We start from the raw sequence: 22,700 nt of genomic DNA on the forward strand, positions 1-22,700 counted from the left end.
CAGTCACCAGTACAATACCGGCAGCTGGCTGTTTAAAAGGTGCTTTGAGTCCTGTCTCACAAACAGGGTGCAGTCCCCTGTTCTGCGACAAGGGTTCTTTTTTGTGATGTGTTCCGGAAAGAGTGATTATGGTGCGACAAGAAGTCGCTTTCTTACAGTGTAGCTAACGCTACTCATCCAGACGTAGAGATGATCTCCATCCAAAACGGCATGCTTGGTAACGAGTTTGTCGGTTGCATGAGGAAATGCGGAAACAGAGGACAAATGCATGGTCCAGAATACTGCTAGGAGAAGATAGGCATGGTAAACGAAAGTGAAGGTCTGTAAGCTTCGTTACTCTTAGCTCAAGATAATGCATAGATCGGCTTGGGTCTTGGTAAGAGGAAAAGTAGAATCATAATGCTACTCTGATGCGTCCCGCATCTTACCCGGAGTAAAGAACCTACCTCCCCCTATCGTATCTGTAGAATGTGGAACTTGGTAAGCCCTATGTCATCTGCATAAGCAGTAGGATGACTGCAAAGTCGAACGATGTGGCAGAGGGTATGGGATATGAGAAAAAGCGAAAGCCGTTACCCTGAAAAGGGACAGGAAAGCAGAAGCATTGTATAACTGGACGGATACTGTCATCTTTATAAACAATGACAGGCTCGAAAGAGCGCCCACTTCTCATGGGTCTTCAACACGAAAATAAATTTGTGGCTATCTTCTAACGAAAAGGAGCGTGCTGTTATGAATACCTCTCTACGAGCGTCGGCGCACGTCTCGCATAAAGGTTGGTACTCTATTGATTGGAATACTGTACAAAAATATGTAACGAAGTTACGACAAAGAATTTATCGTGCCGAACAACAGAATCAACAAAGAAGAGTAAGAAAACTTCAACGTTTACTCCTTAGGAGTAAAGCAAATCTATTACTCTCTATTCGCAGAGTGACGCAACAAAATACCGGAAAGCGAACACCTGGTGTAGACGGCTATACGGTCTTAAAACCAAATGAACGTATCACACTATATCAACAACTGTTAAGATATAATGTCTTTCAGCATCGCCCAAAGCCAGCGAAACGAACGTTTATCACTAAGAAAAATGGGAAGCTAAGACCTCTCGGTATTCCGACGATACGAGATCGAGTGTATCAAAACGTAGTAAAGAACGCACTGGAACCGCAATGGGAAGTTAGATTCGAAGCCACTTCCTATGGTTTTCGTCCTAAACGAAGCACACATGATGCTATAAGTAACCTCTTTAACAAGCTGAACACAAATAGTAAGAAAAAGTGGGTATTTGAAGGAGACTTTTTAGGATGTTTTGACCATCTTAATCATAATTGGATAGTAGAACAAACATCTTCATTCTCAGGAAATACTATTATTAAAAGATGGCTCAAAATGGGATACATAGAGCAGGATATGCTCCATAAAACAACAGAGGGAACTCCTCAGGGAAGTATTGTGTCCCCTCTTCTGGCCAATATTGCGTTATGTGGAATGGAAGAAGAGATTGGTATCTTCTATAGAAAGACACACAAATCAAATGGAAGATATAAAACCGATCCCAAATGTAAAATAGGACGTATTCTTTACGCAGATGACTTCGTCATCGTAACGGAAACGAAGGAACAAGCTGAAAGTATGTATCAGAAACTCAATCCTTACTTACAAAAGCGAGGAATTAAATTGAGTGAAGATAAAACCAGAGTTACACATATCGAGAGTGGGTTTGATTTCCTTGGTTTTTCACTCCGACAATACAAAACGGAACAAGGCAATAAGTTATTAATCAAACCCAGTAAAGACAGTATCAGAAAAGCAAAAAGCAAGATAAAAGATACGTTCGCAGTGATGCGAGGACGACCAGTAAAAGAACTAATACGTGTTTTAAACCCAATTATTCGTGGTTACGGACAGTATTGGAAACATGTCGTTTCTAAAAAGACGTTTGGTTATATAGACAACTACGTCTTCTTGAAAATAAGGAAACACCTTAGACAATTGCATCCAAGGAAGTCTTGGAAGTGGATTAATAAGCGCTATTTTAAGAAACCCCACCATGGCGGAAATAACAAATGGATTCTCACATGTCCACTTACTAATATTCAATTGTTGAAGATGTCTTGGATTAAAATAGAACGACATGTCATGGTAGCCTACAAGAACAGTCCAGATGATCCGAATCTAAAAGATTATTGGGAAAAGCGAGACCGTAAGGTCTTTAATAGCGAAAATACTTTAGATAGGATGAAACTCGCAAGGAAACAAGGATATCGTTGTGCATTGTGTAAGCAGACTCTACAAAATGGAGAGAAAGTTACAGTGCGAAACCTAGAGGTTTCTACAGGTAAATTGGCTAAATTAGTACATGTACCATGTATTAAATAAGTTGTTCGGATAAAAAGAAGGCTTGAGCCGTATGACGGGAAATCTGTCACGTGCGGTTCTTAGGGGGGCGGGCGTTCGTGAGAGTGCCTGCCTACCCGACTTAACTACGTTTGTATATCGTATACACTTAAAACAAAACTCTTAAGACTGTATTTTTTCGGTTAGCTCTAGCTTTTCGATTAATTCTTTAGTTGTTAAAACCGTAGCAAACTCATCGTCTAAAGTTGCTAATGATACATTATGTATTTCTTCAGCTGAATAATATGTATTATCTGCACTTTTTATTGCAAATGCAGCTGTTGCATCTGATACTAGATATGTTTCAAATCCTAAATTACCACTCATTCGAGTAGTAGTTGATACACAGTGTTGAGTTGTTAACCCTACTATTACAACTTTTTCTATTTTGTTTTCTTTCAAATGATTCTCAAGTCCAGTTCCTATAAAAGCACTATTTACTTTCTTTTTAAAAATTGTTTCGTTTTTAACTGGAACTGCAATATCTTTGAAATCTGAACTTTGTTTACTAGGGTGGAAAATGGATTGATCGTTATCAGATAAGTGCTGGATATGTATAATTGGGTTTTCTTTTTCTCGCCATGTTTTTAAAAGAATTTGGATATTCTCCTCAGCATTAAGGTTATTTCTTGTTCCCCATTTTTCATCTTCAAAAGCTTTTTGAACGTCAATGACAATCAATGCTGTATTGCTAAAATCTTCTCTCATATGTAGTTCTCCTTAAGTGTTTTCTACATATTTTAACATTTATGTTAGATTGGTGTATTAAAAATAAGAATTTAATTTAAGTTTCTTAACTTCCGATAATTGGTATTATCGATATTAACATAATAAAAAGCCCTTTTCAAGGGCTTTTATAGCTATCTACTTATTTTTATTATTCGACTCTCGCCAATCCCAATATGAACTATATAATTCATCATGTAAAAAATCTTCTTCGTCCTCCTCCTGCTTTTCCACCAACTTTAAGCCAAACCACATGTCATCATCATTTTCTAATACAGGATCACTTACTCCATCAAGTAAACAAAAAGCACTATGAAAGGCGCCCATTATATTATCTCTTACGATTTTTTCAATTGCACTAATACTTTCATCTGTGAATTCCTGGGTCTCTAAAGAATTCATTTCATCTTTAGTTAAATTGAATTCTTCCCACGGTAATTCCTTAGGAGGTTGTTTTAATTGTTCCACTATTTCTGAATATTCTTTGATAATATTATGTATTTCTCTTAAAAATAATTGCTTAGAATCCATCTTTTATTCTCCTATATGTATGTTAGGGGTGCTTTTTATGACATTAATGTATAATACTATAAAAATATTAACCTTCATTTTCCTACATTGTTCGATAAGGCATAAACGTTCCGCCAAAAAAATAACCACATACTACGAAAAGGACAGCAAATAAAATGAACAAGAACCAACCTCTGGCATAAGTGTTTAATTCTTGTTTGTTTTGTGTCTTTTCTCTGTATTTTCGTTGGATATCATGATGTTTCGACATATTTTTCATTAACATCCCTCCCTTGAATATTGACCAAACAATTGGAACCAGTGTTATGAAATATAAAGCATAATGTACATTACTTTCTTTCCTTATAACTATATTTATGAAAAGTGGTCTTTTAGGTTGAAGCAATCTTTGCACCAGAACCCCAAAGACTTCAAGGAATCAGTGAGCTCTTATTACGTTCTCCTTTGCTATTCATATCCATTATCACTTCTAACAAAAAGAGTAGAAAAACAGCTATAAGCTCAGTTATAGAGGGAATAGTGATGCTTCTAATTAATTCATCAGCAGTATGTATAGAAAACCAAGAAAAGCTACAGTCAATAACCAGTCTCACAAGGAATTTTCTTTTAGAGTTTTTAATTTGTTGGGAAAATGTATTAATGAGAAATATTGATAATAAATCAACTATAAACCCAATAATAAAAAACATTAATAGGAATATTAATAGAGATAGAAATGAATCGTATTGCACCCCAAATATTTCAAATAAACCAATAAATCCAAACACAAATGCTCCTAACATTAATAAAATAGCAATAATAATAATTAAAGTTATAAAAATAACAGTAAATGCTTTAACAAAAAAATTAGATATATTGTGAGAGGGGCCAGTTTTCTTTGCTTTCAAGGTAAACATTCACATCCCTTGCTGCTAATTTTTCTTCACTATATTTATTTTACTAAATATTACCTTAATTATCCAAGGGGAAAATGTAGATCAAATTATAATAAATACATAGTGAAATTTTATAAATTCAGGGGTATACAAATATAATTGATTTACCTAGATATTAATCGAAATAGAGAAGGATCAAGAAGCTATTTGTCGTCATTTTATATAAAGGATAAAACTAATAAATTTAATAAGATACTCTATCATTTACTTAACATAACCACTATTACACAAAGCTATAAATTAGAAAAGGGAGGTCATATTTGTGACCTCCCTTTGCTCTACATAAAAAATGTTTATTATTGAATGATCATTTCTTTTTCAACACTGGTATCCATATTTCACTTTTAAAAGTTGGTGAGGTCACATCTTTATGTTCATTCCATAAAATTTCTGGTCCCTTTACTTGTTCATAATGTGAGGATGGAAACCATTCGGAATAAATTCGCCCCCATACATCTTGTAAAGTATCAGGGAATGGACCGACTGCTTCAAATACAGCCCATGTTGAAGCAGGTACTTCAAGCTGTATCAAATTACCAAGACAATCTTTAGTTGTTGCTACACCAATATAATGGTCAAGCTCCCCTTTTTCCTCCATTCGTCCTTCAGAAAAATTCACAGATGCACTAAGCAATCCTAATGGTTTAACATTAGAAAGTTTTTTTAGTTCATTTATGGTTTCATTATTCAAGCTTTCCCACATAGCAGCAATCCGTGGGTTAACTCCATGAAAAATTATAGGTACTCTTTCTTTGATGCCGACTATATGAAATGCCTCTTTTTCTTCAATACGATAGTTCATTTCATTTCCTCCTTTAATTGATAGCTGAAAGGTCATTTGTGAATAGGCTCTAAGTGAATAGCTATTCTTCTTGGCTTCTGAAGGAGTTATACCATGTAAGCTTTGAAAAGCTCTGGTAAAAGAATCTGGTGAATTATATCCATATTTGACCGCAACATCAATCACCCTCATGTTATTATCTTTAAGTTCGAATGCTGCAAGGGTAAGACGTCTTCGACGAATATATTCTGACAAAGTAATACCTGCAAGAAAAGAAAACATCCTTTTAAAATGATACTCAGAACAAAGAGCTAGCCTTGCTACTTCTTTAAAATCTATATCGTTAGTTAAATTTTCTTCGATATAGTGTAAAGCTCTGTTCATATTTTTAAGCGAATCCATTTATATGACCTCCCTTATCATTAGAATAGCAAGATTCAAATAGAGCTATCCGACATTTCATGCACAATTATGTAGGTTTTTCTCTTCATTAGTTCTTACGAACTAGAACTAACTCATCTATACAAAAAACATTCATTATACAACAAAATTTTACAATTTCTTAACGGTAATACTATTTATTTACACATTTAATTAATATATCATTTAACTGTGTTCTAGAAGAATTAAATTAGGAGAATCATTTTATTGAAGAAATTTTTAGTTTTAGCGATGCCATTTATTTTCGTGGTAGATCTTACATTTAATTTTGAGGTCAATGCTGCTTCCGATTAAATAACTGTTGAAGATCAAAAACAAGCGTACAAAGAAGAATTAGCAAATTTAACTCAAGATGAAGTGATTGCTAACTTTGAAAGAATTGATAAAGAATACTCTATGGAAGAACCATTTTCAGCAAAAGATCAAATTTTTATTGAAATGTACGCTAAAAAACCTGAAGAAATGACTTCGTTTGCTTCAAAAAGTATTTCTGGATCAACTCATCTGATGTTGTTACGATAAAAGTAAGTGGCGCGATTAAAGACGATATCCGAAATGTCGTTAATTAAAGTTTTAGCGCATCTAATTTAAAAACAACTACAACAGCAGGAGCAAGTAAAGTATCCTCTATAAAAACAGTAGTATATAACAATGCTTACGGATTAGTTGGTAGTGGAGGCGTTGGTAAAGTATATTCTGGTACACTTTCCACTTCAGGTGAAAATACAACATTAACTACAAATAAAAGATACACTGCAGTTGTTGCTTATGCCTCAACATGGTGTACTGTTACTGTTGAACATTCTGGCGGTACCTTTACAGTAAATCTAAAATAATGGTTACAAAGGAGAATACCTATGTTAAATAGTTTTGGAATACCAGGAGTTGTTATTACTCTTTTGGTTTTATTTGGATTAATCTTTTGGTTTCGAAAAACGTTTAGAAAAAACGAGTAATATAATATAAAAAGCTAGCAAACTTCGAGTTTGCTGGCTCTTTTTTGTTTTTTTTAACAAGGTCTAAAATAATTAGAAGTTCTATAAAATAAAAAACTATAAGTCTATAAAAGTAAACCTTTTTAGAGTCAAGAAAGTTGCAGTAAAAGATATAACTGTTAAATAATAATTGAGATTCTGCGGTTTAGAACTGTAATCATTTGTAGAAAAAATGTCTATTTGTCGTCCTCTAGAGTAAATAATAAAACTATATTTTTCAGAATGAAGTTTATATATTTACTCTTTCATACAAAATAAGTTTTTATTGTATTTTTGATTGAATTTATCTTATCAAAAATATATTAACATTAAATGATTATATATTTTTTGTTTATTTACCATAGTATGCTAGTCATGACCTGCTTAAGAATTAGATGAGGGTTTGATTCCCCCTCTTTTGTACGCCATGCTACAAAACCGTCTGGTCTTATCAATACAGCTCCTTGAGAGGTAACATCGTACACTGCTTCCCAGCTATCCTCACACTCAACACAATCTCCTTGTAAACCGATACTATAAACATTAATAGGAACACCTAATTGAGAAGATACATTCCGGGCAGCAGTGCGCCAAAGGCTATTATCTTTCCCCGTAAATAAGATGAAATTTTCACCTATTAGATCTAAGGTAGATATACGCTTACCTTGGTACTTCAACCACATATGTGGAGCACGAGTACCTGGTCTTCCGTTTAGTTCTAATTGATCCATTCTATGTGGTGTATCGGAGTTTTCCTTAATAATTGCTGTTGAGTTATATTTATACCCTACAGTAACTGCAGTATGGTCCATACTATTGAGGGTGCTTACACCTTTCTCCATAACACTAAATAACAAATCACTGGCATATTTCGTTGTTAATTCTACAGCATAGTGTCTCTCATCATGATAAGTTTGGAGCAATCGTGGATGAGCTTGTTTGTGTATCACTGCAGCCAGCTTCCAAGCTAAATTATGAGCATCTTGAATACCTGTATTCGAACCAAATCCTCCGGTAGGTGGCATAAGATGAGCTGCATCTCCAATTAGAAATACTCGATTATCTTGAAAACGAGTGGCTGTCTTTTCTGCAGCTGCCCACGGTAAAATACTGAAGATGACAATATCAAGATTTAAAACTCCTATAGCTTTTTTTAAAATCTCACAGCATCGCTCTTCAGAAAAATCTTCTGGACTTTCTCCATTTGAGGGATTATAGGCCACGTGGTAAATCCATTCATCACGATTGTTAACGGTGATGAGCGCGCCAAATACTTCTGGGTTTAGGATTTGAATCCAGCCAAACTGGCTAGGTTTTAGAAAGCGACTTAGATCAGCCTGAAAATAGATGTTAATATAATGTCCGCCAATGACTCCTCTTCCTGTAGTTGGAATTTTTGTATATTGACGAATTGTGCTTTTAGCGCCATCTGCTGCAACTAAATAATCACTTCGAATCCTTTCTTTCGTTCCTGTCTCTCGATTTATTATAGTGGCTGTTACTCCTAAATCGTCTTGTTGATACTCTATAAGTTCAGTATTATAGCGTATATGCCCTTTTCCTTCTTTAGCAGTTTGAAGAAGGATAGGTTCTAGTTCCATTTGATAACAAGATGCTGGCTTTGAAGGGCTCACCTTTTCAAAATTTTCTATTCTCTCTTTCTCAAGAGCTTTTTGGGAGTTCTCCGCAGTTTCTAATTTCTCAGTGTCTATGCTTTTGATTGTCTCTACAGCAATCCTTCCACGAATATTATCTAATGGTTCGCTAGCAGTCCGGATAGCTGCCTCCAATCCAAGTTGTCGAAATATTTCCATCGTACGAAATGTAATCCCTCCGGCTTTTGGATGGATAGCTGTACCAGTGTGTTTTTCAATCAGTAAATAATCAACGTTATGACGTGCCAAAAAGAGAGCTGAGGTAAGTCCACTAAGACCTCCACCTACTATTAAAACAGGAGCATGTTTGTGTATCATAGAAATTTTCCTTTCAATTTTAAATGTACCCATGGGTCTTACTGAATTCAGTAATCAAACTATAACCTAAAAAAAAATGAAATTGTAGACTGTTTTTAGGTTATGTTTTATAATGATAATAGAGTACGCCCCAAATGAGGGGCGTTTTTTTTCTATAATTTTTTAAAAGAATACTCATTAATGTTAATGGAAACAACAGACACTCCCTGACTTTATACATGTATTCTATTCTGTATTATCTTACTGTCTGTATCCTTATATTTTATACATGTTCAGTTCTCATAATGGATTTTATCAGTATGAAATAGAAAAGAAACCTTTTAGTTTCAATATAAAGTAACCGTTTTCATTTTTTGCTTTCTCAAAATGATTTGATAGGTTATAATAAATATCTACAAAAATATTAAATGATATGTAAGTAACAAGCAATTACACCCTTAATATTTAGCAAAAAGAAAAGCCCACCTCTGACAAATCAGGTGGGTTTTTCTTTTTTTTGATATATGTGATGCATATCCTTGGTTAACATAAAACACATTCCGGAACTCAACCAAGAAAAGCTTGAAGGAGAAGAACTCTAGAAATAATAAAAATACCAGTTTTTTATTAATTACTCATTATCAGCAGCTTGTGTGGAAATTTGCCAAGTAACACCGAATTTATCTGTTACTTGTCCATATGATGGGCTCCAAAAAGTTTCTTGAAGTGGCATTCCTACTTGCCCACCTTCTTTTAGTTTTTCGAACACTTCTTTTGATTTTTCTATACTGTCTATGGCGATAGCTACCGTTACTTGTGATCCAATTTGGTATGGTTGACCTGGGAATGTGTCAGAAAGCATCAAATCATTATCACCAACTTTTAAGTGCGCATTCATTACACGGTCTATTGCTTCTATAGGAGTAGGGAATTCTGGATTTCCGGGCATTTCTCCGAACGTTTGAACTCCAATAACTTTGGCATCCAATGCTTTTTCGTAAAATTTAACAGCTTCTTGTCCATTACCGTTCATAACTAAATAAGGATAAATTCCTAAAACCATTAAAAACACCTCTTTTAAAATTTTAGTTAGACTTTAATAAATCACAGTTACATAAAAAAAGAACTCATGTTTGATTTAGTCATAACTCTTACTACGTATCTATACAACAAATTCATTGGGTTATCCTGCAGCGTTAGTTGATTAAGAAAAAAAGATACATGTATATCTGGAAACGTAGATTTCTATATCTACCATATACAAATCTAGTTACCATAAAACAATTTTATTGGTAGAAAAAGAAGCAGACCTTTAATTAAAGATCTGCTTCTTTACCTTAGCGAAAACTAAATATGTTCCCAATATAAGCACAATACCCAAACCGATAAAACTTGACCAATACACCCGAGGGTAACTATATGAAACTGTCATAACTCCCGTATTTCTCTCTACTATTGTAGTCATATTAGGAGTATAAATTTTATTAATAGTTAAGTACATTAATAAAGATTGAACAATAAGAAATATACCTATTGCACGTTTCATAACCTTGCCTCCAGACTCATACATGTTCCTATGTACACTGTAACATAAATAGGCTTACTTATTTAATTTTAGTTACGACAATGTACCTTATAAAAAGTAACAAAGCTTTAAAATTCCTATTGTTAAAGGTTTGGTATATGTGTAATTCAAATGTTGTAAAAGAAAAGAATAACTCTTGCCTTGTTCTATTCTTTAGGATAAAATACGATACTGAGATATTTTCTCACCATTTTTATTCTGATTTGAAAACCTACTGTACTCTTGTTTGCACAGCAGGTTTTCTATTATAGAAAAGCGTATAATTCAATCACAGTAAAAACGAGTGAAAAAGGAATGATTAACTACTAAATAGTAGTAATTATTATTTTTATGTAAAATCTAATAACTCTTCTTATAGCTGTAAATAGATAAAAACATATTGACATTTAATTTCAAACTAACTAAGATGATATACATTACATACACTTTAATTTAATAAACAAAAGCTAAGATAGGATCTTAAGTAATCCTAATCTCCCTGTTATAGAGAGCTGATAATTGGTGGAAGTCAGTACAAAGATTAGAGATGAAATTCACTCCTAGAGCTTCCTCTTCTAATGGTGTTTTAGAGAGGACGGATAAAACCGTTATGCTAATTAAGAGGTAAGATATTTTTACAATATAGGGTGGTACCGCGAAATTTTCGTCCCTGCTGAATAATTCAGCAGGGACTTTTTTATGTTAAAAGGAGGGCATCATGAAAGAAAATACCGCATCAAAGAATACGTTAAAAAAACAGTTATTACCGCGACACATTCGAATGATTGCTATTGGAGGAATGATTGGGACAGGAATTTTCAAAGGGAGTGCTGATACAATTGGATTAGCAGGACCTTCGGTTATCTTTTCGTATCTATTTGCTGGACTATTGCTTCTCATTGTAATGGGAGCTTTGGCTGAAATGGCTATTGTATACCCATCTCACAATATGAAAGATCTAATTCAAAAAGCTTTTGGAAGACGTTTTTCTTTTGTAACGGGAGCTACCTATTGCTTTATGTGGCTTACTGTGTGCGTTATTGAAGTCATCGCTGCAGGTAGTTTTCTACAATATTGGTTTTCTTCTATTCCTTTATGGATTCTCTGTCTCATTTGTTCAATTGTACTTATTTTAATTAATGCTACAAGCGTAAAGTCTTTTGGAGAAATTGAGTTTTGGTTTGCTGGTATTAAAATCTTTGTTATTATTGCTTTTATTTTATTAGGTATAGCGATACTATTTGGAATTATGCCAAGTAATAATTCATCTTCTTATTACCTTCACAATTATAGTGATTTTGTGCCAAATGGCTGGAAAGCCGTTTTTTCTACATTACTTGTAGTCATTTTCTCGTATGGAGGATCAGAACTCATTGGTTTAACTATTACGGAAACAAAAGATGCTGAAAAGGTCTTACCAGGGGTAGTTAAAGGCGTTATGTGGAGAGTAGTTCTGTTTTATACCTTGCCTATTTTTATTATCTGCGGCTTGATACCATGGGATAAAATTGATGCAAATGCTAGCCCTTTTGTCCAAGTATTTGAAACAGCCGGGCTTCAAGGGGCTTCTCATGTTATGAACTTTATTTTATTAACAGCTGTCCTTTCAGCAGCCAATTCAGGTATTTATGGCTGTACAAGGATGCTTCATTCTTTATCTCAGTCGGGAGATGCTCCTAAAAGTTTGTCCTATGTAAATAAACAAGGCGTACCTGTTTACAGTTTAGCTTTCAGTGTCCTATTTTTATTATTGGGAACGTACCTCGTATACTTGTATCCTGAAAAAGCTTTTTCTTATTTATTAGCTATTCCTGGATTTACAGTTTCTCTTATATGGATTAGTATTTGCTTAGCTCAGCTAAAGCTACGTCCTCAATATAAAGAAAAACCATATTTTAAACTTTGGGGCTTCCCTTATTTAACGCTTTTTGCCGCATGTACATTAATTATTAGCTTCATAGTCTTTCTCATAGACAGTGCGAATAGGTTAAGCTCTATAGTTTGTGTAGCATTCGTTCTTGTAATGGTAATCCTTTCATTTTTCAAAAGGAACACCAAACCTACTTCCCTTGAAGTAACGAATGATACCAATTAGATTTTACATTCTTCAAAAACTTAAATCAAAAAAGCTACTTTTTAAAGTAGCTTTTTTGATTTATAGAATCACTTGCTTCATCTGACAGCATTTTTAGTGATGTAACTCACGATTTGTTTTTGGGATTTTTGCTCTTCATTCCAAGCCTCTGAGGTTTCAAGGCCTGGTAAGTGTAAGATACTCTTTGCATCTCCTTATAGTTGTTTTCGCTGTGAGTGTAGTTTATCCCTTTAGCGTAATATGCCATATTCGTTTTGAGCACTTCTTTCATTTTCTGCATAGCTTGTAGATTACAATAAGCAACATCCATTCCCATTAAGTGCCCAAAATGGTGATGTACGATTGTGTTTGACATGCCTTTGTTATCCACACTGTAAATTCGTTAATCATGTTAATTAACTCACGAATGTACTTGTTTTTGTGATGATCAAACTCTTTGTACGTTCCCTCTACTTTGCTAAAATCAATCCATTTCTTTAGTTTAATCATAGGCGGATTAGTGCTCAAAAAATACGCGAGTTCTTGCAGCTGATTACTGATCCTCAGCCATGTTTCTGCTTTGATTTCTGTCACTTGGGTAGGTTGATACTGTGGCACATACTTGCAAATCGTGGTGTAGAAATAAGCAAAAGCTTCATCAGCAAAATAGACCGATTCTTTATTCCAATACTTTGCGTTGTACTCCCCTGGTTTCACTTCTATATAATAAGCATTTTCGACCTTGTCCACATTTGTTATCATTTCAAAAGGAGATTCCATAGCAACACCTCTTTTTTAGATAACGTTAGTATGTCCTTTTTTATTAGTGATTTACCTAAAAATCACTCCCAAGTTAATATCATGTACTTTTATTTTTTTAACCATTTATAAAACATAGGTATGATTGCCCTTCCTTTGAATAGGTTAGTTGTAAAAAAACATGTAGCGGAAAGGAAGTAGCAATTATGCATATAGAAATGAATATCTTATTTACTTTAGGTTCTTTACTGGGTTTATTAGCAGGAGGAGGACTTCTCAAATTAGTAAACCATTTGGCAAGGGGAAGAATCCAATTTATGTATGCTATATGCGGTGGAATCTTATTGGGCTTATTGTTCTTTGATATCCTTCCGTCTACTTGGCATCTATATGATTTAAGAGGCGTTTTATTAGGAATTGTAGCCGGATATATCATCATGCTATGCGTTGACCTCTTTTTGCATAAACAAAACAGCGAAATTTCACCCTTACAGGCGCTTATCTTATTAACGGTTGCTATCTTTTTTCATAATGTCATCACAGGTATTACATTTGGAATAACAGATATGCACCAATCAGCTTCTGTATTCGCAGCTACCCTTTTACATCAGGTCCCAGAGGGGATGGCAATTATGACAGTCCTTTCTATAGCAAAAATACCTAACATCTTCTTTTTACTAATTGTAGCCATTCTGTCGCTGTCTTTAGGAGGCAGTTTATTCATTGGTGAAAGTGTACAAGTTTCCTCACTTAAACTACAAGCTTTATCGACTGGCGCAGCAATCGGTACACTGTCTTTTGTTATCTTTCATGAAATAATTGGAAATACCATCAAGCACTTCAGGAAATTGCATGTATGGCTATTAATTTTGTTAGGATTCGTAATTATTTATGTTTATCAATATTCCCTTTCATTTTTTCATGGCCATTAGAATGATTAAGTTTAAGTGTCAAAAAGACACCTGCAAATATATGCAGCTATACCTCACTCTGATCATTTATAAAAGAAGAACATTTCATACAATGTTCTTCTTTTACATTACTTCCTAGAGTCATGATTATGGTAACTAGAAATAACTGCTTAGAACCCATATTTCATTCTCTTATATGTAAGCATCTGTATGTTACCACTCTCTCCACTCTTCTGTGATATCCTCTTCAGTCTCTAAGCCAGCTGCATTTGCGGCTTTAATGATAAACTCGCAAAGTTCTTCTCTTTCTAACGTTTCAATGAAATAGTCAAATTGTTCATTTAATTCGTTTAATCCTATAACTACCTCTTTTACATATTCTAAGATATCTTGTTCTGACATTTTATCTACAGAACCTTTAAGTCTATTCATATAGGTCTCAAGGATTTTATCAGTGGCTTTAATATTCTCTGCAGTGAAAATTTCATCATCTTCCATTCTTTGTTGCCAAGCTGCTGCCGGTTTATTATTTTTTAGGTCTTGCATTATTGTGATATCTCCTTAGGGTCATATTTCCATTTAGCTATAAGCCTAATGCTAATCTGATTATATATCAAAATTAACCGCTCAATTTTATTACTACTCTCAGAAATGTCATTTAAATTTAAATCAGTCTATTTATTAAAATAAAAAGCACCTCAATTAATAGATGCCTAGTTTTTATTATTATTTTTCTTCTGTAATCATAAACTGTACCACGTTATTTAAATTGATGTGCACTAACTCTTTTTCATTCGAAATGAATCTTTCATATTTTGTTATATGACTAATGACTTCTTTCTTTGATGCGGCTTCGAATTTTAATTCCTTTGTCCTGCCATTTATAAATTCGAAAATAACTTTAAATTTAAGCATAGGTGTATCTCCTCATTATCTACTTATCATTCTCGTTTCATCAATTCTTCTTCAAAGAAAAAAATACTTGGATATTTAGTAACCGTATAAGAGTATCTTTTCATGTTTTTTACATAATGACTTTTTAAGGTTGTTACTAATTCATTCGATACTCTTATAGTTACTGTTTTTCCATTACTAAATATTTTCACGTTATATCCTTCATCTTCCATCTTCTCTCCTACGTTCTGTTCTTGCCTTTTTAATAGCGAACAGAGCCAAGGAGCGTTCGCTATTAATGATGGGTGAGAAAAATGTGTCAGTCCTTAATCATTCCTATTATCTTTGGGCTAACGTTTACATACGCATCAATGCGCCATTAGGCTTTGGTAACTCCTCAGCTGTTATCAGATTCATTTTACAAAAATGTTCAAAAAATTGTTGTGCCAGCTCTCTTTCCTTTGCGTCACTTTTCAACTCAGCTATATCAAGCAAAATTTGAGCCATCCATAAATTATCAAAATAACGGTATTTACCTGTATTCCATGTCATTTTTTGGGACGTTCTTTCATTTACATAATATTTCCAGAAAGGCATCTGATCCGATTCCTGTTCTGTGAGCTGGAGTCTGTATTTTGAATGAGCAGGAATATATCCATCTTCACAAAGCTTACCGATAAAATCTTCATTCACCATATAGACGCCTAAGATACGTCTGTCTTTTTCAGGCATACTGGAATCTATTGCTGTTAACAAGACAGCACTATTTTGGTGCAAACGGATGGGTTTGGTTGGCTTCCCCTTGTTATTACCGCTTTTTATTACACCTGAAAAAACCTTCCACTCTAAAAAAGAACTATTCTGTTCTTCTGTGTCACACCAAAAAACCATTTGTGATTCAGAATGAAGTTTATGATTTTTCATAAGTTTTTCAAGTCCCCAGCGAAGTTCCTGGTTTTTTCGTTGTAGCTTTTTTTCCTCTTCCTTCTTCCGTTCTTCCTCGTTGTGTTCCATTTCCTTTTTTTCTATAATTTTTTCGAGTGAATGAGCAACACTTTTATCATGCAGTTTTAGATGCTTTCCAAATACATCGGGGAAAACAAACTTTTTATTTTCCGATGCGAAATGTATTTCAATACTAGAATCATTACATTTAACTATACTGCCTATCCCAAAAAGCTTGTGTGTAACTTTCTTATTGATTAGATTCATTATTCTAGGCCTCCTTGTAGAATAAAAACTCGGTTACTATTAGATAGTAAATTAATAATTTTATTCAACTAACTTACCTTTAAAGCTCACACAACTGTTTGAGTTTTTTTTCAATTTTAAAAAGGGTATTGAAAAAATGTATCCATAATTCTATCTGAAAAAAACACAGCGGAATTCGAAATACGATCGAAAAAACAATTGTAAAACTATTATAACATTTTTTGAAAATATTACAAATTTTTCATTGACAATATATTTTGATTTGAGGTAAAATGAAGTTTTATTATTTATAATAAATCGAAATACAAGTCTCCAACAAGTCATGAAACTTCTGGAAAGTCCCTATAAATAACCATTTGATTACTGGTGATAAGCGAAATGATTCCACCATTAAACTAATCTTTAAACTAACCCTCATTACGTTGGCGGCTTAGTTTAGGGATGTACTACTACAGTAAGTGGTACAATTAAAAAGCAAAAGAGGAAGATATGAACATTATTACCAAGTGTTTAGAAATTCTCATATCAAAAATTCCGTGCATTATTCCATGAAAATAAAATGGTAAGAAACACTAATTGATATAAATGATTATTACTCCTTTATAAGCTATAATGTAATATGAGGAGTAGTGATGTTAGTATGTATTATTACGGCAAAAGAAATCAAGAACCTTTAGCTCAAGAACAAACAGAGGTTTGGGAATGTACGGTAGAAGATTGTAAGGGCTGGATGAGAAAAGATTTCTCTTACGACAACCACCAAAAATGCCCTTTGTGTGGAAATCACATGGAAGCTGGAGAACGGCTTATTAATAAAATCCCCCTTAATCCCCATCGAAGATAATTTGTACCAATGCTATCGCATAGATTAAAAATTACTAATAAATTATTTAATTTAATTGAAAATACAATTAATTTATTTGCATTTGCTTTCTATTTCTATTGTATGTTATAACTAGTTATACCTTGTATCGATCGTCTTGTCTAAAACCCAGGCTTTTTTTAAAGCCTGGGTTTTCTATTGAACTAATAGTAGATAAATCATGGTTTTCTAATTATAAGACCATAAAAAAAGACTCCTTCATAAGGAGTCCTTTTTGTTATCACTTTTAATTATGCTTTGTGAACGTTAGCAGCTTGTGCTCCACGTTGACCTTGCTCGATATCAAAAGTAACTTTTTGACCTTCTTCTAATGATTTGAAACCTTCACCTTGAATAGCACTGAAATGAACGAATACATCTTCTCCGCCTTCGATTTCAATGAAACCGAAACCTTTGTCTGCATTAAACCATTTTACTGTACCTTGTGTCATAATGTTGCCTCCTGCTGTGGAATATTCCACAAATGTATTACCTCTCTTGCCCAATCATACTATTTCAAGATAAAAACTTCTGTTTAAGGTTTTTCTTCTCTCAATCTTATACCGAACAAAAACAAGTTAAACATAGTGTAACACATAGAGATATTGATAGCAAATAATTGCTTTTTTCCATTCTTCACTAAAAAGCTATCCCATTCGAAAAAGTATACTTTTAAGGACTCCTAATTTTCAACTTTATTCAACCACTAAAGGAATAAAGTTAAAAAATTTATTGGAATTAATAAAATTGCTTTAACGAAACTTAAATAAAAGGTTAATTAATACTTTTAATGAATTAATTTACTTTTAATTTATTTTTAACCATATTTTAATGATTCACTATAATCATTGAATTATAATGGAATCACCAAAGTGATTATCCTTCTTTAAACTTGCTTTCTATCTAAAGCAAGTCTTTTTATTTATAGGAATGAAAATGAATAGAATGATATAGGTTGCACCGTATCCATATATTTTATTAGTAATCAGATTAAAATATATTTCAAATATACAGAGAAACGCTCTCTGAGGGAATGAACTTTGGTTTTACATATAATAAAATAAATAGTTCGACGTAAATTTGAGCAATTTAGAAGCTCTTATTTTCTTCTTATTATTGATTTTGAAACACTTGTTTTGAAATTAGTTAACCTAATGTCACTCTCAATAACTACAAACGCCTTTCATCAAGAAGTGTTTATAACGTGCTATTTTTAATAAACTTCATTTCTATATACAAACCAAAAGTTAATAACATATATACTGATAAAGAATGGAAATAGGAGAGGATAATCTTGACTAAAAATCATCCATATTTAGATGAGAAAGTTATGACTATAAAAATCGTTACTGAAATGACAGGTTTATCAGAAAGACAAGTTCGTTATTATGAAGAGCGAGAGCTTATTTTTCCAAAACGAAACTCTTCAGGTACCCGAATGTATTCCTTTTCCGACATTGAAAGGTTAATGGACATTGCAGAAAAAATTGAAGATGGTGTTAGAACACGGGAAATGCGTAAGGATTTATTTTAAAGTAGGTAAATTTGATTTGTTCTTTTAGTCTTTGTTCATGCTTACTCAATCTCTATATTCAATATTTACTGGGTTATTTTTATTCGGATTTTTTATAAATGTATATAAGATAAGACTTTTATGCACTCCATTATTATTTAGCCTAGAGAGAAACATTGATACATAAGGGACGTATAAAGATGTCTATATTTTATAAAAATGACTCTGTTAGAACCCTTATTCCCATAAAGGTTCTCTTTTTCATATGTTCCTGAAAGAGTGATTATGGTAACTAGCATATTAAGTAAACCCCTTTGTGTTAAACTGTACACAGAAACATGTATGAGTCTGAAGGAAATATAATGAAATGTGCAATAGGGATAGTTCTTATTGCTCAAGCTTTATCAACGTACTTAACTATTAAGACAGCATATACTCCTTACACCGTTAGAATATTAGATAGAAATACTGGAGTTATGAAAGTTTCCTATAGTTTCCCTTTAACGTACTGGTTAATGTTTATAGGCTTGGACATCATGTTTTTAGTGGGAACATATTTAGTTTTTGCTAAAGAAAAGAAGCAGATCTTTAATTAAAGGTCTGCTTTTTATTTTTACCGATAAATGGTTTTATGTTAACTAATGATTAACAACAAGCATTAGTTACAGGTAGCTTTTCATTTGGCCCATCGCTGTTCTTGTGAACTTCACTATCAGATTTCGTATAAAAGAATTCCCATTCGTTTCCGTCCGGATCTGTTACCCAAAACTTATCTTGCACAGCATAGCAGCAAGTCATATCCATCTCTTCACGAGCAAAGAAGCCCTCTTTTTCTAATCGTGATTTATGGGAATGGATTTCTTCAGGCGTCTCTATTTGGAATCCGAAATGATTTACTTGATTACCCTTTACTTCGTCTCGTACGTTTAAAGTGAAATTTAATCCTGGCTCATCTAATAAGAATTTAGCGTAATCTACTTTCGTTTTTACAGGTTGAACGCCAAATACCTTTTGATAAAATTCAATGGACGCCTCTAGATTTGTTACATTAATTCCTACATGAACATATTTCATTTATACTTCCTCCTCCGCATGATAAACAATATTATTTTGAATGTAGTAAATTACGAGCATGAGCCGCTTTTACTTGTATCTTTTCTAAACAAGCAGCAAAGCTCCTCAGATAACAGGTGATTTACCTCTTTATCATTTAAATCATAATAGCTCCATGTCCCTTTCGTTTCTTTTGTGATAAGGTTTGCTTCTAATAAAATCTTTAAATGATAGGAAAGTTTAGATTGAGACATTCCAAAGCATTCAGTTAGATCACATACGCATGTCTGTCCTCGCTGGCAGAGCTCATACATAATTTCTAATCTCTTTTGATCGGCAAGTGCTTTAAATTTTTGTTCGTACTGTTTAAATGGGTGCTTTCCTTCCTTAACTGTTTCCATTGTCATTCTCCTTCATCAACTTTTTTTGATTTAATGATCGAAGCTTTCGGCAGCTTTTTTAAAGTTACTATATGTAGTTTCCCCTCTTAGCATAGGATCTTGATGAAAAAAACGCTGAAAGATTAGGTTTTGTGCTTCCTTCTGGTCCATCCCTTGGGTGTTCATAACTAAATGAAAATAGGCTCGAAAGTACGTAACAGATAAGTTTCCAGAGTTGTTGACTCTCACTGCTTTCATCCTCACTTTCATAAATCAATTTTTTTTGATGTATTCATCATATCTGGAAAATTTAGATAAATCAAGGCATTAATCAACTTTTTTTGATTAATTTTTAAAATGTATATTTCTGTTGAATATATAATAAAATACTTATATAATTATATTTGAAAATAAGGAGGCGAGTCATAATGGATGTAAAAGCGCAGGTAGAAGTGGAAAAAGCAGTACAGATACTGAAGCTGCTTGGAGATAAGACAAGATTGTCAATGATGAAGCTGCTCCAAAATAACGAGTGCTGTGTTTGTGAGCTAGTTGAAATTTATAAAGCAAGTCAACCGGCTATTAGCCAACACTTGCGGAAGTTAAGAGCTATCGAACTCGTAAGTGAAAGACGAAAAGGACATTGGATCTTCTATTCCTTAAATAAAGAAAACAGCTATTATCAGTTTGTCCTTGATATACTCGATTCTTTACCAAGCGAAGATGAACGATTAAAAGAACTAGAAAAGCAAGGTTTACGTATTAATTGTTGCTAATAATAGGAGGTCTGTAAAGTGATATCAATTATAGTAGCCTCCCTCATCTTCTTAGTGACATTGATTTTTGTCATTTGGCAGCCAAAGAACTTGTCTATTGGTTGGTCAGCATGTGGAGGCGCAGTATTAGCTCTTTTAGCAGGTGTGGTTGATTTCCATGACGTGCTGGATGTAACTCAAATTGTATGGAATGCAACATTAACGTTTATTGCAGTTATTATTATTTCCTTAATTTTAGATGAAATTGGATTTTTCGAGTGGGCAGCTTTACATATGGCGCGTACTGCAGGAGGCAATGGCGTTCGCATGTTCGTTTATGTATCCCTCCTTGGAGCTGTAGTAGCAGCATTATTCGCAAACGATGGAGCAGCCTTAATTCTAACACCTATTGTACTTGCCATGGTACGAGCACTTAAATTTGAAGATAAAATGGTCTTCCCTTTTATTATCGCCAGTGGATTCATTGCAGATACAACATCGTTACCTCTTGTAGTAAGTAACTTGGTCAACATTGTATCAGCTGATTTCTTTGGTATTCGCTTTTCTGAATTTGCATCACGTATGATTGTGCCAGATCTGTTCTCACTTTTGGCAAGTATTGTTGTCTTATATTTGTACTTTCGTAAAAGCATCCCTAAGAAATACAATCTAGATGATTTACAGAAACCGGTTGAAGCCATTAAAGATAAGAAAATGTTCCGTTTATCAGGAATCGTTTTATTCATTTTAGTTCTTGGTTACTTTATTGGTGAGTTTTTCGATATTCCTGTTTCTATTATCGCAGGTATTATTGCGGTTTTATTCCTAGGAATAGCAAGAAAGAGTCCCGCTGTTCACACTAAAAAAGTGTTAGCAGGAGCTCCGTGGGCGATTGTTTTCTTTTCGATTGGTATGTATGTTGTTGTCTATGGATTACGTAATGTAGGGCTAACTAAAGTATTAGCAAGCCTCATCCAAGCAACCGCTGACCATGGATTGTTTGCCGCAACCATTGGCATGGGATTCATTGCAGCCATACTTTCATCGATTATGAACAACATGCCAACCGTGATGATTGATGCTTTGGCCATTGATGCAACTTCTGCAACAGGTACAATTAAAGAAGCCTTGATTTATGCAAATGTCATTGGTTCGGACTTAGGACCAAAAATTACACCTATTGGCTCTCTAGCCACTCTCTTATGGCTCCACGTTCTTTCGGCAAAAGGAGTTAAGATTTCTTGGGGAACCTATTTTAAAACAGGTATTATCTTAACCATCCCAACATTGTTTATTACGCTTGTTGGTTTATATATTTGGTTATCAATTATTTCATAACACATTTAAAGGAGATTTTACACATGTCTAAAAAAACACTTTATTTCTTATGTACAGGTAACTCTTGCCGTAGCCAAATGGCTGAAGGATGGGCAAAAAAATATCTAAGTAATGATGAATGGGATGTACGCAGTGCAGGGTTAGAAGCTCATGGATTAAATCCTAACGCCGTAAAAGCAATGAAAGAAGCTGGCGTCGATATCTCAAACCAAACATCTGATGTCATTGACCCTGAAATTTTAAATAATGCGGATTTAGTCGTTACATTATGTGGCCATGCAGCAGATCACTGCCCAGTAACGCCTCCCCATGTGAAACGTGAACACTGGGGATTTGATGATCCAGCAAAAGCTGAAGGAACAGAAGAAGAAAAATGGGCGTTTTTCCAGCGTGTACGTGATGAAATTGCTGAACGTATTCAACGTTTTGCTGAAACAGGTAAATAATTAATCAAGAAGCAGTCTATTTGTATAGACTGCTTTATTTCTTCCTAAAATCTGTTTTATAGTAACTAGGAATATGAGGAATACGTCATTAGTCTAATCAGATTGGTAGATTCATGTACATAAAAATTTAAAAATGGTTCTTATTTAATTTAACTTATATGAAAGTATAAACTTGCTTTTTATAAATATAAGATATTCT

23 protein-coding genes, 1 pseudogene and 1 other annotated feature are annotated in these 22,700 nt (G+C 33.7%); of the genes and pseudogenes, 8 read left to right on the top strand and 16 right to left on the bottom strand.

The window, feature by feature from the left end; translation table 11 throughout:
* Positions 1–732 precede the first annotated feature (732 nt).
* Complete coding sequence (ltrA, locus tag ACFX40_RS00005; protein ID WP_377253792.1) at positions 733–2,382, top strand: group II intron reverse transcriptase/maturase; 1,650 nt, start codon at positions 733–735, stop codon at positions 2,380–2,382.
* A gap of 141 nt (positions 2,383–2,523) precedes the next feature.
* Here the strand turns inward: ltrA and ACFX40_RS00010 are convergent, their stop codons facing one another.
* The 8 genes from ACFX40_RS00010 to ACFX40_RS00045 all read right to left on the bottom strand — a co-directional run bounded on the left by ACFX40_RS00010 (position 2,524) and on the right by ACFX40_RS00045 (position 10,286).
* On the bottom strand, positions 2,524–3,108 hold the full coding sequence (locus tag ACFX40_RS00010; protein WP_377238056.1) for a cysteine hydrolase family protein: 585 nt from the start codon (positions 3,106–3,108) through the stop codon (positions 2,524–2,526).
* Positions 3,109–3,264: 156 nt separating this feature from the next.
* Positions 3,265–3,657 (bottom strand): hypothetical protein, encoded by a 393-nt coding sequence (locus ACFX40_RS00015; RefSeq protein ID WP_377238057.1) that lies wholly within the window; start codon positions 3,655–3,657, stop codon positions 3,265–3,267.
* Between the two features lie 82 nt (positions 3,658–3,739).
* Entirely contained in the window at positions 3,740–3,916 is a 177-nt protein-coding gene (locus ACFX40_RS00020; RefSeq protein ID WP_279620693.1) for a hypothetical protein, read from the bottom strand.
* A gap of 151 nt (positions 3,917–4,067) precedes the next feature.
* Positions 4,068–4,553 (bottom strand): YrvL family regulatory protein, encoded by a 486-nt coding sequence (locus tag ACFX40_RS00025; RefSeq protein ID WP_279620694.1) that lies wholly within the window; start codon positions 4,551–4,553, stop codon positions 4,068–4,070.
* A 346-nt stretch (positions 4,554–4,899) separates the two neighbouring features.
* Positions 4,900–5,775 (bottom strand): AraC family transcriptional regulator, encoded by an 876-nt coding sequence (locus ACFX40_RS00030; protein WP_098791495.1) that lies wholly within the window; start codon positions 5,773–5,775, stop codon positions 4,900–4,902.
* Positions 5,776–7,144: 1,369 nt separating this feature from the next.
* Entirely contained in the window at positions 7,145–8,761 is a 1,617-nt protein-coding gene (locus tag ACFX40_RS00035) for an FAD-dependent monooxygenase (protein WP_377238063.1), read from the bottom strand.
* Positions 8,762–9,371: 610 nt separating this feature from the next.
* Positions 9,372–9,803, bottom strand: a complete 432-nt coding sequence (locus ACFX40_RS00040) for a VOC family protein (RefSeq protein ID WP_098333352.1) — start codon at positions 9,801–9,803, stop codon at positions 9,372–9,374.
* 249 nt (positions 9,804–10,052) lie between these two features.
* The gene (locus ACFX40_RS00045; RefSeq protein ID WP_098333353.1) at positions 10,053–10,286 is read right to left on the bottom strand and encodes a hypothetical protein; all 234 of its coding nucleotides are present in this window, start codon (positions 10,284–10,286) and stop codon (positions 10,053–10,055) included.
* Positions 10,287–10,764: 478 nt separating this feature from the next.
* Positions 10,765–10,979 (top strand) — a binding site (T-box leader).
* 43 nt (positions 10,980–11,022) lie between these two features.
* Here ACFX40_RS00045 and ACFX40_RS00050 point away from each other — a divergent pair.
* On the top strand, positions 11,023–12,399 hold the full coding sequence (locus ACFX40_RS00050; protein ID WP_098792273.1) for an amino acid permease: 1,377 nt from the start codon (positions 11,023–11,025) through the stop codon (positions 12,397–12,399).
* 315 nt (positions 12,400–12,714) lie between these two features.
* Here ACFX40_RS00050 and ACFX40_RS00055 read toward each other — a convergent pair whose 3' ends face one another.
* Positions 12,715–13,158, bottom strand: coding sequence for a hypothetical protein (locus tag ACFX40_RS00055; protein ID WP_377238059.1), 444 nt, complete (start codon positions 13,156–13,158; stop codon positions 12,715–12,717).
* Between the two features lie 185 nt (positions 13,159–13,343).
* On the opposite strand from ACFX40_RS00055, the gene ACFX40_RS00060 reads away from it, so the two are divergent.
* Positions 13,344–14,069, top strand: coding sequence for a ZIP family metal transporter (locus ACFX40_RS00060; RefSeq protein WP_377253794.1), 726 nt, complete (start codon positions 13,344–13,346; stop codon positions 14,067–14,069).
* 192 nt (positions 14,070–14,261) lie between these two features.
* On the opposite strand, the gene ACFX40_RS00065 is transcribed toward ACFX40_RS00060, so the two are convergent.
* The 4 genes from ACFX40_RS00065 to ACFX40_RS00080 form a co-directional block, all read right to left on the bottom strand.
* Positions 14,262–14,594 (bottom strand): hypothetical protein, encoded by a 333-nt coding sequence (locus tag ACFX40_RS00065; RefSeq protein WP_377253796.1) that lies wholly within the window; start codon positions 14,592–14,594, stop codon positions 14,262–14,264.
* A 180-nt stretch (positions 14,595–14,774) separates the two neighbouring features.
* Positions 14,775–14,963 (bottom strand): hypothetical protein, encoded by a 189-nt coding sequence (locus ACFX40_RS00070; RefSeq protein WP_013082641.1) that lies wholly within the window; start codon positions 14,961–14,963, stop codon positions 14,775–14,777.
* Between the two features lie 26 nt (positions 14,964–14,989).
* Positions 14,990–15,175 carry a hypothetical protein gene (locus tag ACFX40_RS00075; RefSeq protein WP_377253798.1) on the bottom strand — a complete coding sequence of 62 codons (186 nt, stop codon included), beginning with the start codon at positions 15,173–15,175 and terminating at the stop codon, positions 14,990–14,992.
* A 124-nt stretch (positions 15,176–15,299) separates the two neighbouring features.
* Positions 15,300–16,154, bottom strand: coding sequence for a hypothetical protein (locus ACFX40_RS00080; RefSeq protein ID WP_028410075.1), 855 nt, complete (start codon positions 16,152–16,154; stop codon positions 15,300–15,302).
* 640 nt (positions 16,155–16,794) lie between these two features.
* On the opposite strand from ACFX40_RS00080, the gene ACFX40_RS00085 reads away from it, so the two are divergent.
* On the top strand, positions 16,795–16,998 hold the full coding sequence (locus ACFX40_RS00085) for a cold-shock protein (RefSeq protein WP_016763693.1): 204 nt from the start codon (positions 16,795–16,797) through the stop codon (positions 16,996–16,998).
* A 269-nt stretch (positions 16,999–17,267) separates the two neighbouring features.
* Here ACFX40_RS00085 and ACFX40_RS00090 read toward each other — a convergent pair whose 3' ends face one another.
* Positions 17,268–17,468: a cold-shock protein gene (locus tag ACFX40_RS00090; RefSeq protein ID WP_028414801.1), complete on the bottom strand. Its 201-nt coding sequence runs from the start codon at positions 17,466–17,468 to the stop codon at positions 17,268–17,270.
* A gap of 878 nt (positions 17,469–18,346) precedes the next feature.
* Between ACFX40_RS00090 and ACFX40_RS00095 the strand changes: the two are divergent.
* A pseudogene (locus ACFX40_RS00095) lies at positions 18,347–18,544 on the top strand (MerR family transcriptional regulator); the annotation flags it as partial.
* 630 nt (positions 18,545–19,174) lie between these two features.
* Here the strand turns inward: ACFX40_RS00095 and ACFX40_RS00100 are convergent.
* Positions 19,175–19,603, bottom strand: a complete 429-nt coding sequence (locus tag ACFX40_RS00100; RefSeq protein WP_377253800.1) for an ArsI/CadI family heavy metal resistance metalloenzyme — start codon at positions 19,601–19,603, stop codon at positions 19,175–19,177.
* Positions 19,604–19,653: 50 nt separating this feature from the next.
* The gene (locus tag ACFX40_RS00105) at positions 19,654–19,983 is read right to left on the bottom strand and encodes an ArsR/SmtB family transcription factor (RefSeq protein WP_060745064.1); all 330 of its coding nucleotides are present in this window, start codon (positions 19,981–19,983) and stop codon (positions 19,654–19,656) included.
* 407 nt (positions 19,984–20,390) lie between these two features.
* Between ACFX40_RS00105 and ACFX40_RS00110 the strand changes: the two genes are divergently transcribed.
* The 3 genes from ACFX40_RS00110 to arsC are packed head-to-tail and all read left to right on the top strand — an operon-like array spanning position 20,391 to position 22,501.
* Complete coding sequence (locus ACFX40_RS00110) at positions 20,391–20,738, top strand: ArsR/SmtB family transcription factor (protein ID WP_028410070.1); 348 nt, start codon at positions 20,391–20,393, stop codon at positions 20,736–20,738.
* An 18-nt stretch (positions 20,739–20,756) separates the two neighbouring features.
* Complete coding sequence (locus tag ACFX40_RS00115) at positions 20,757–22,055, top strand: arsenic transporter (RefSeq protein WP_377253802.1); 1,299 nt, start codon at positions 20,757–20,759, stop codon at positions 22,053–22,055.
* 23 nt (positions 22,056–22,078) lie between these two features.
* Complete coding sequence (gene arsC, locus ACFX40_RS00120) at positions 22,079–22,501, top strand: arsenate reductase (thioredoxin) (RefSeq protein ID WP_028410068.1); 423 nt, start codon at positions 22,079–22,081, stop codon at positions 22,499–22,501.
* Positions 22,502–22,700 lie beyond the last annotated feature (199 nt).

Source organism: Priestia sp. YIM B13552 (assembly GCF_042787775.1).
Classification (GTDB): domain Bacteria; phylum Bacillota; class Bacilli; order Bacillales; family Bacillaceae_H; genus Priestia; species Priestia megaterium_E.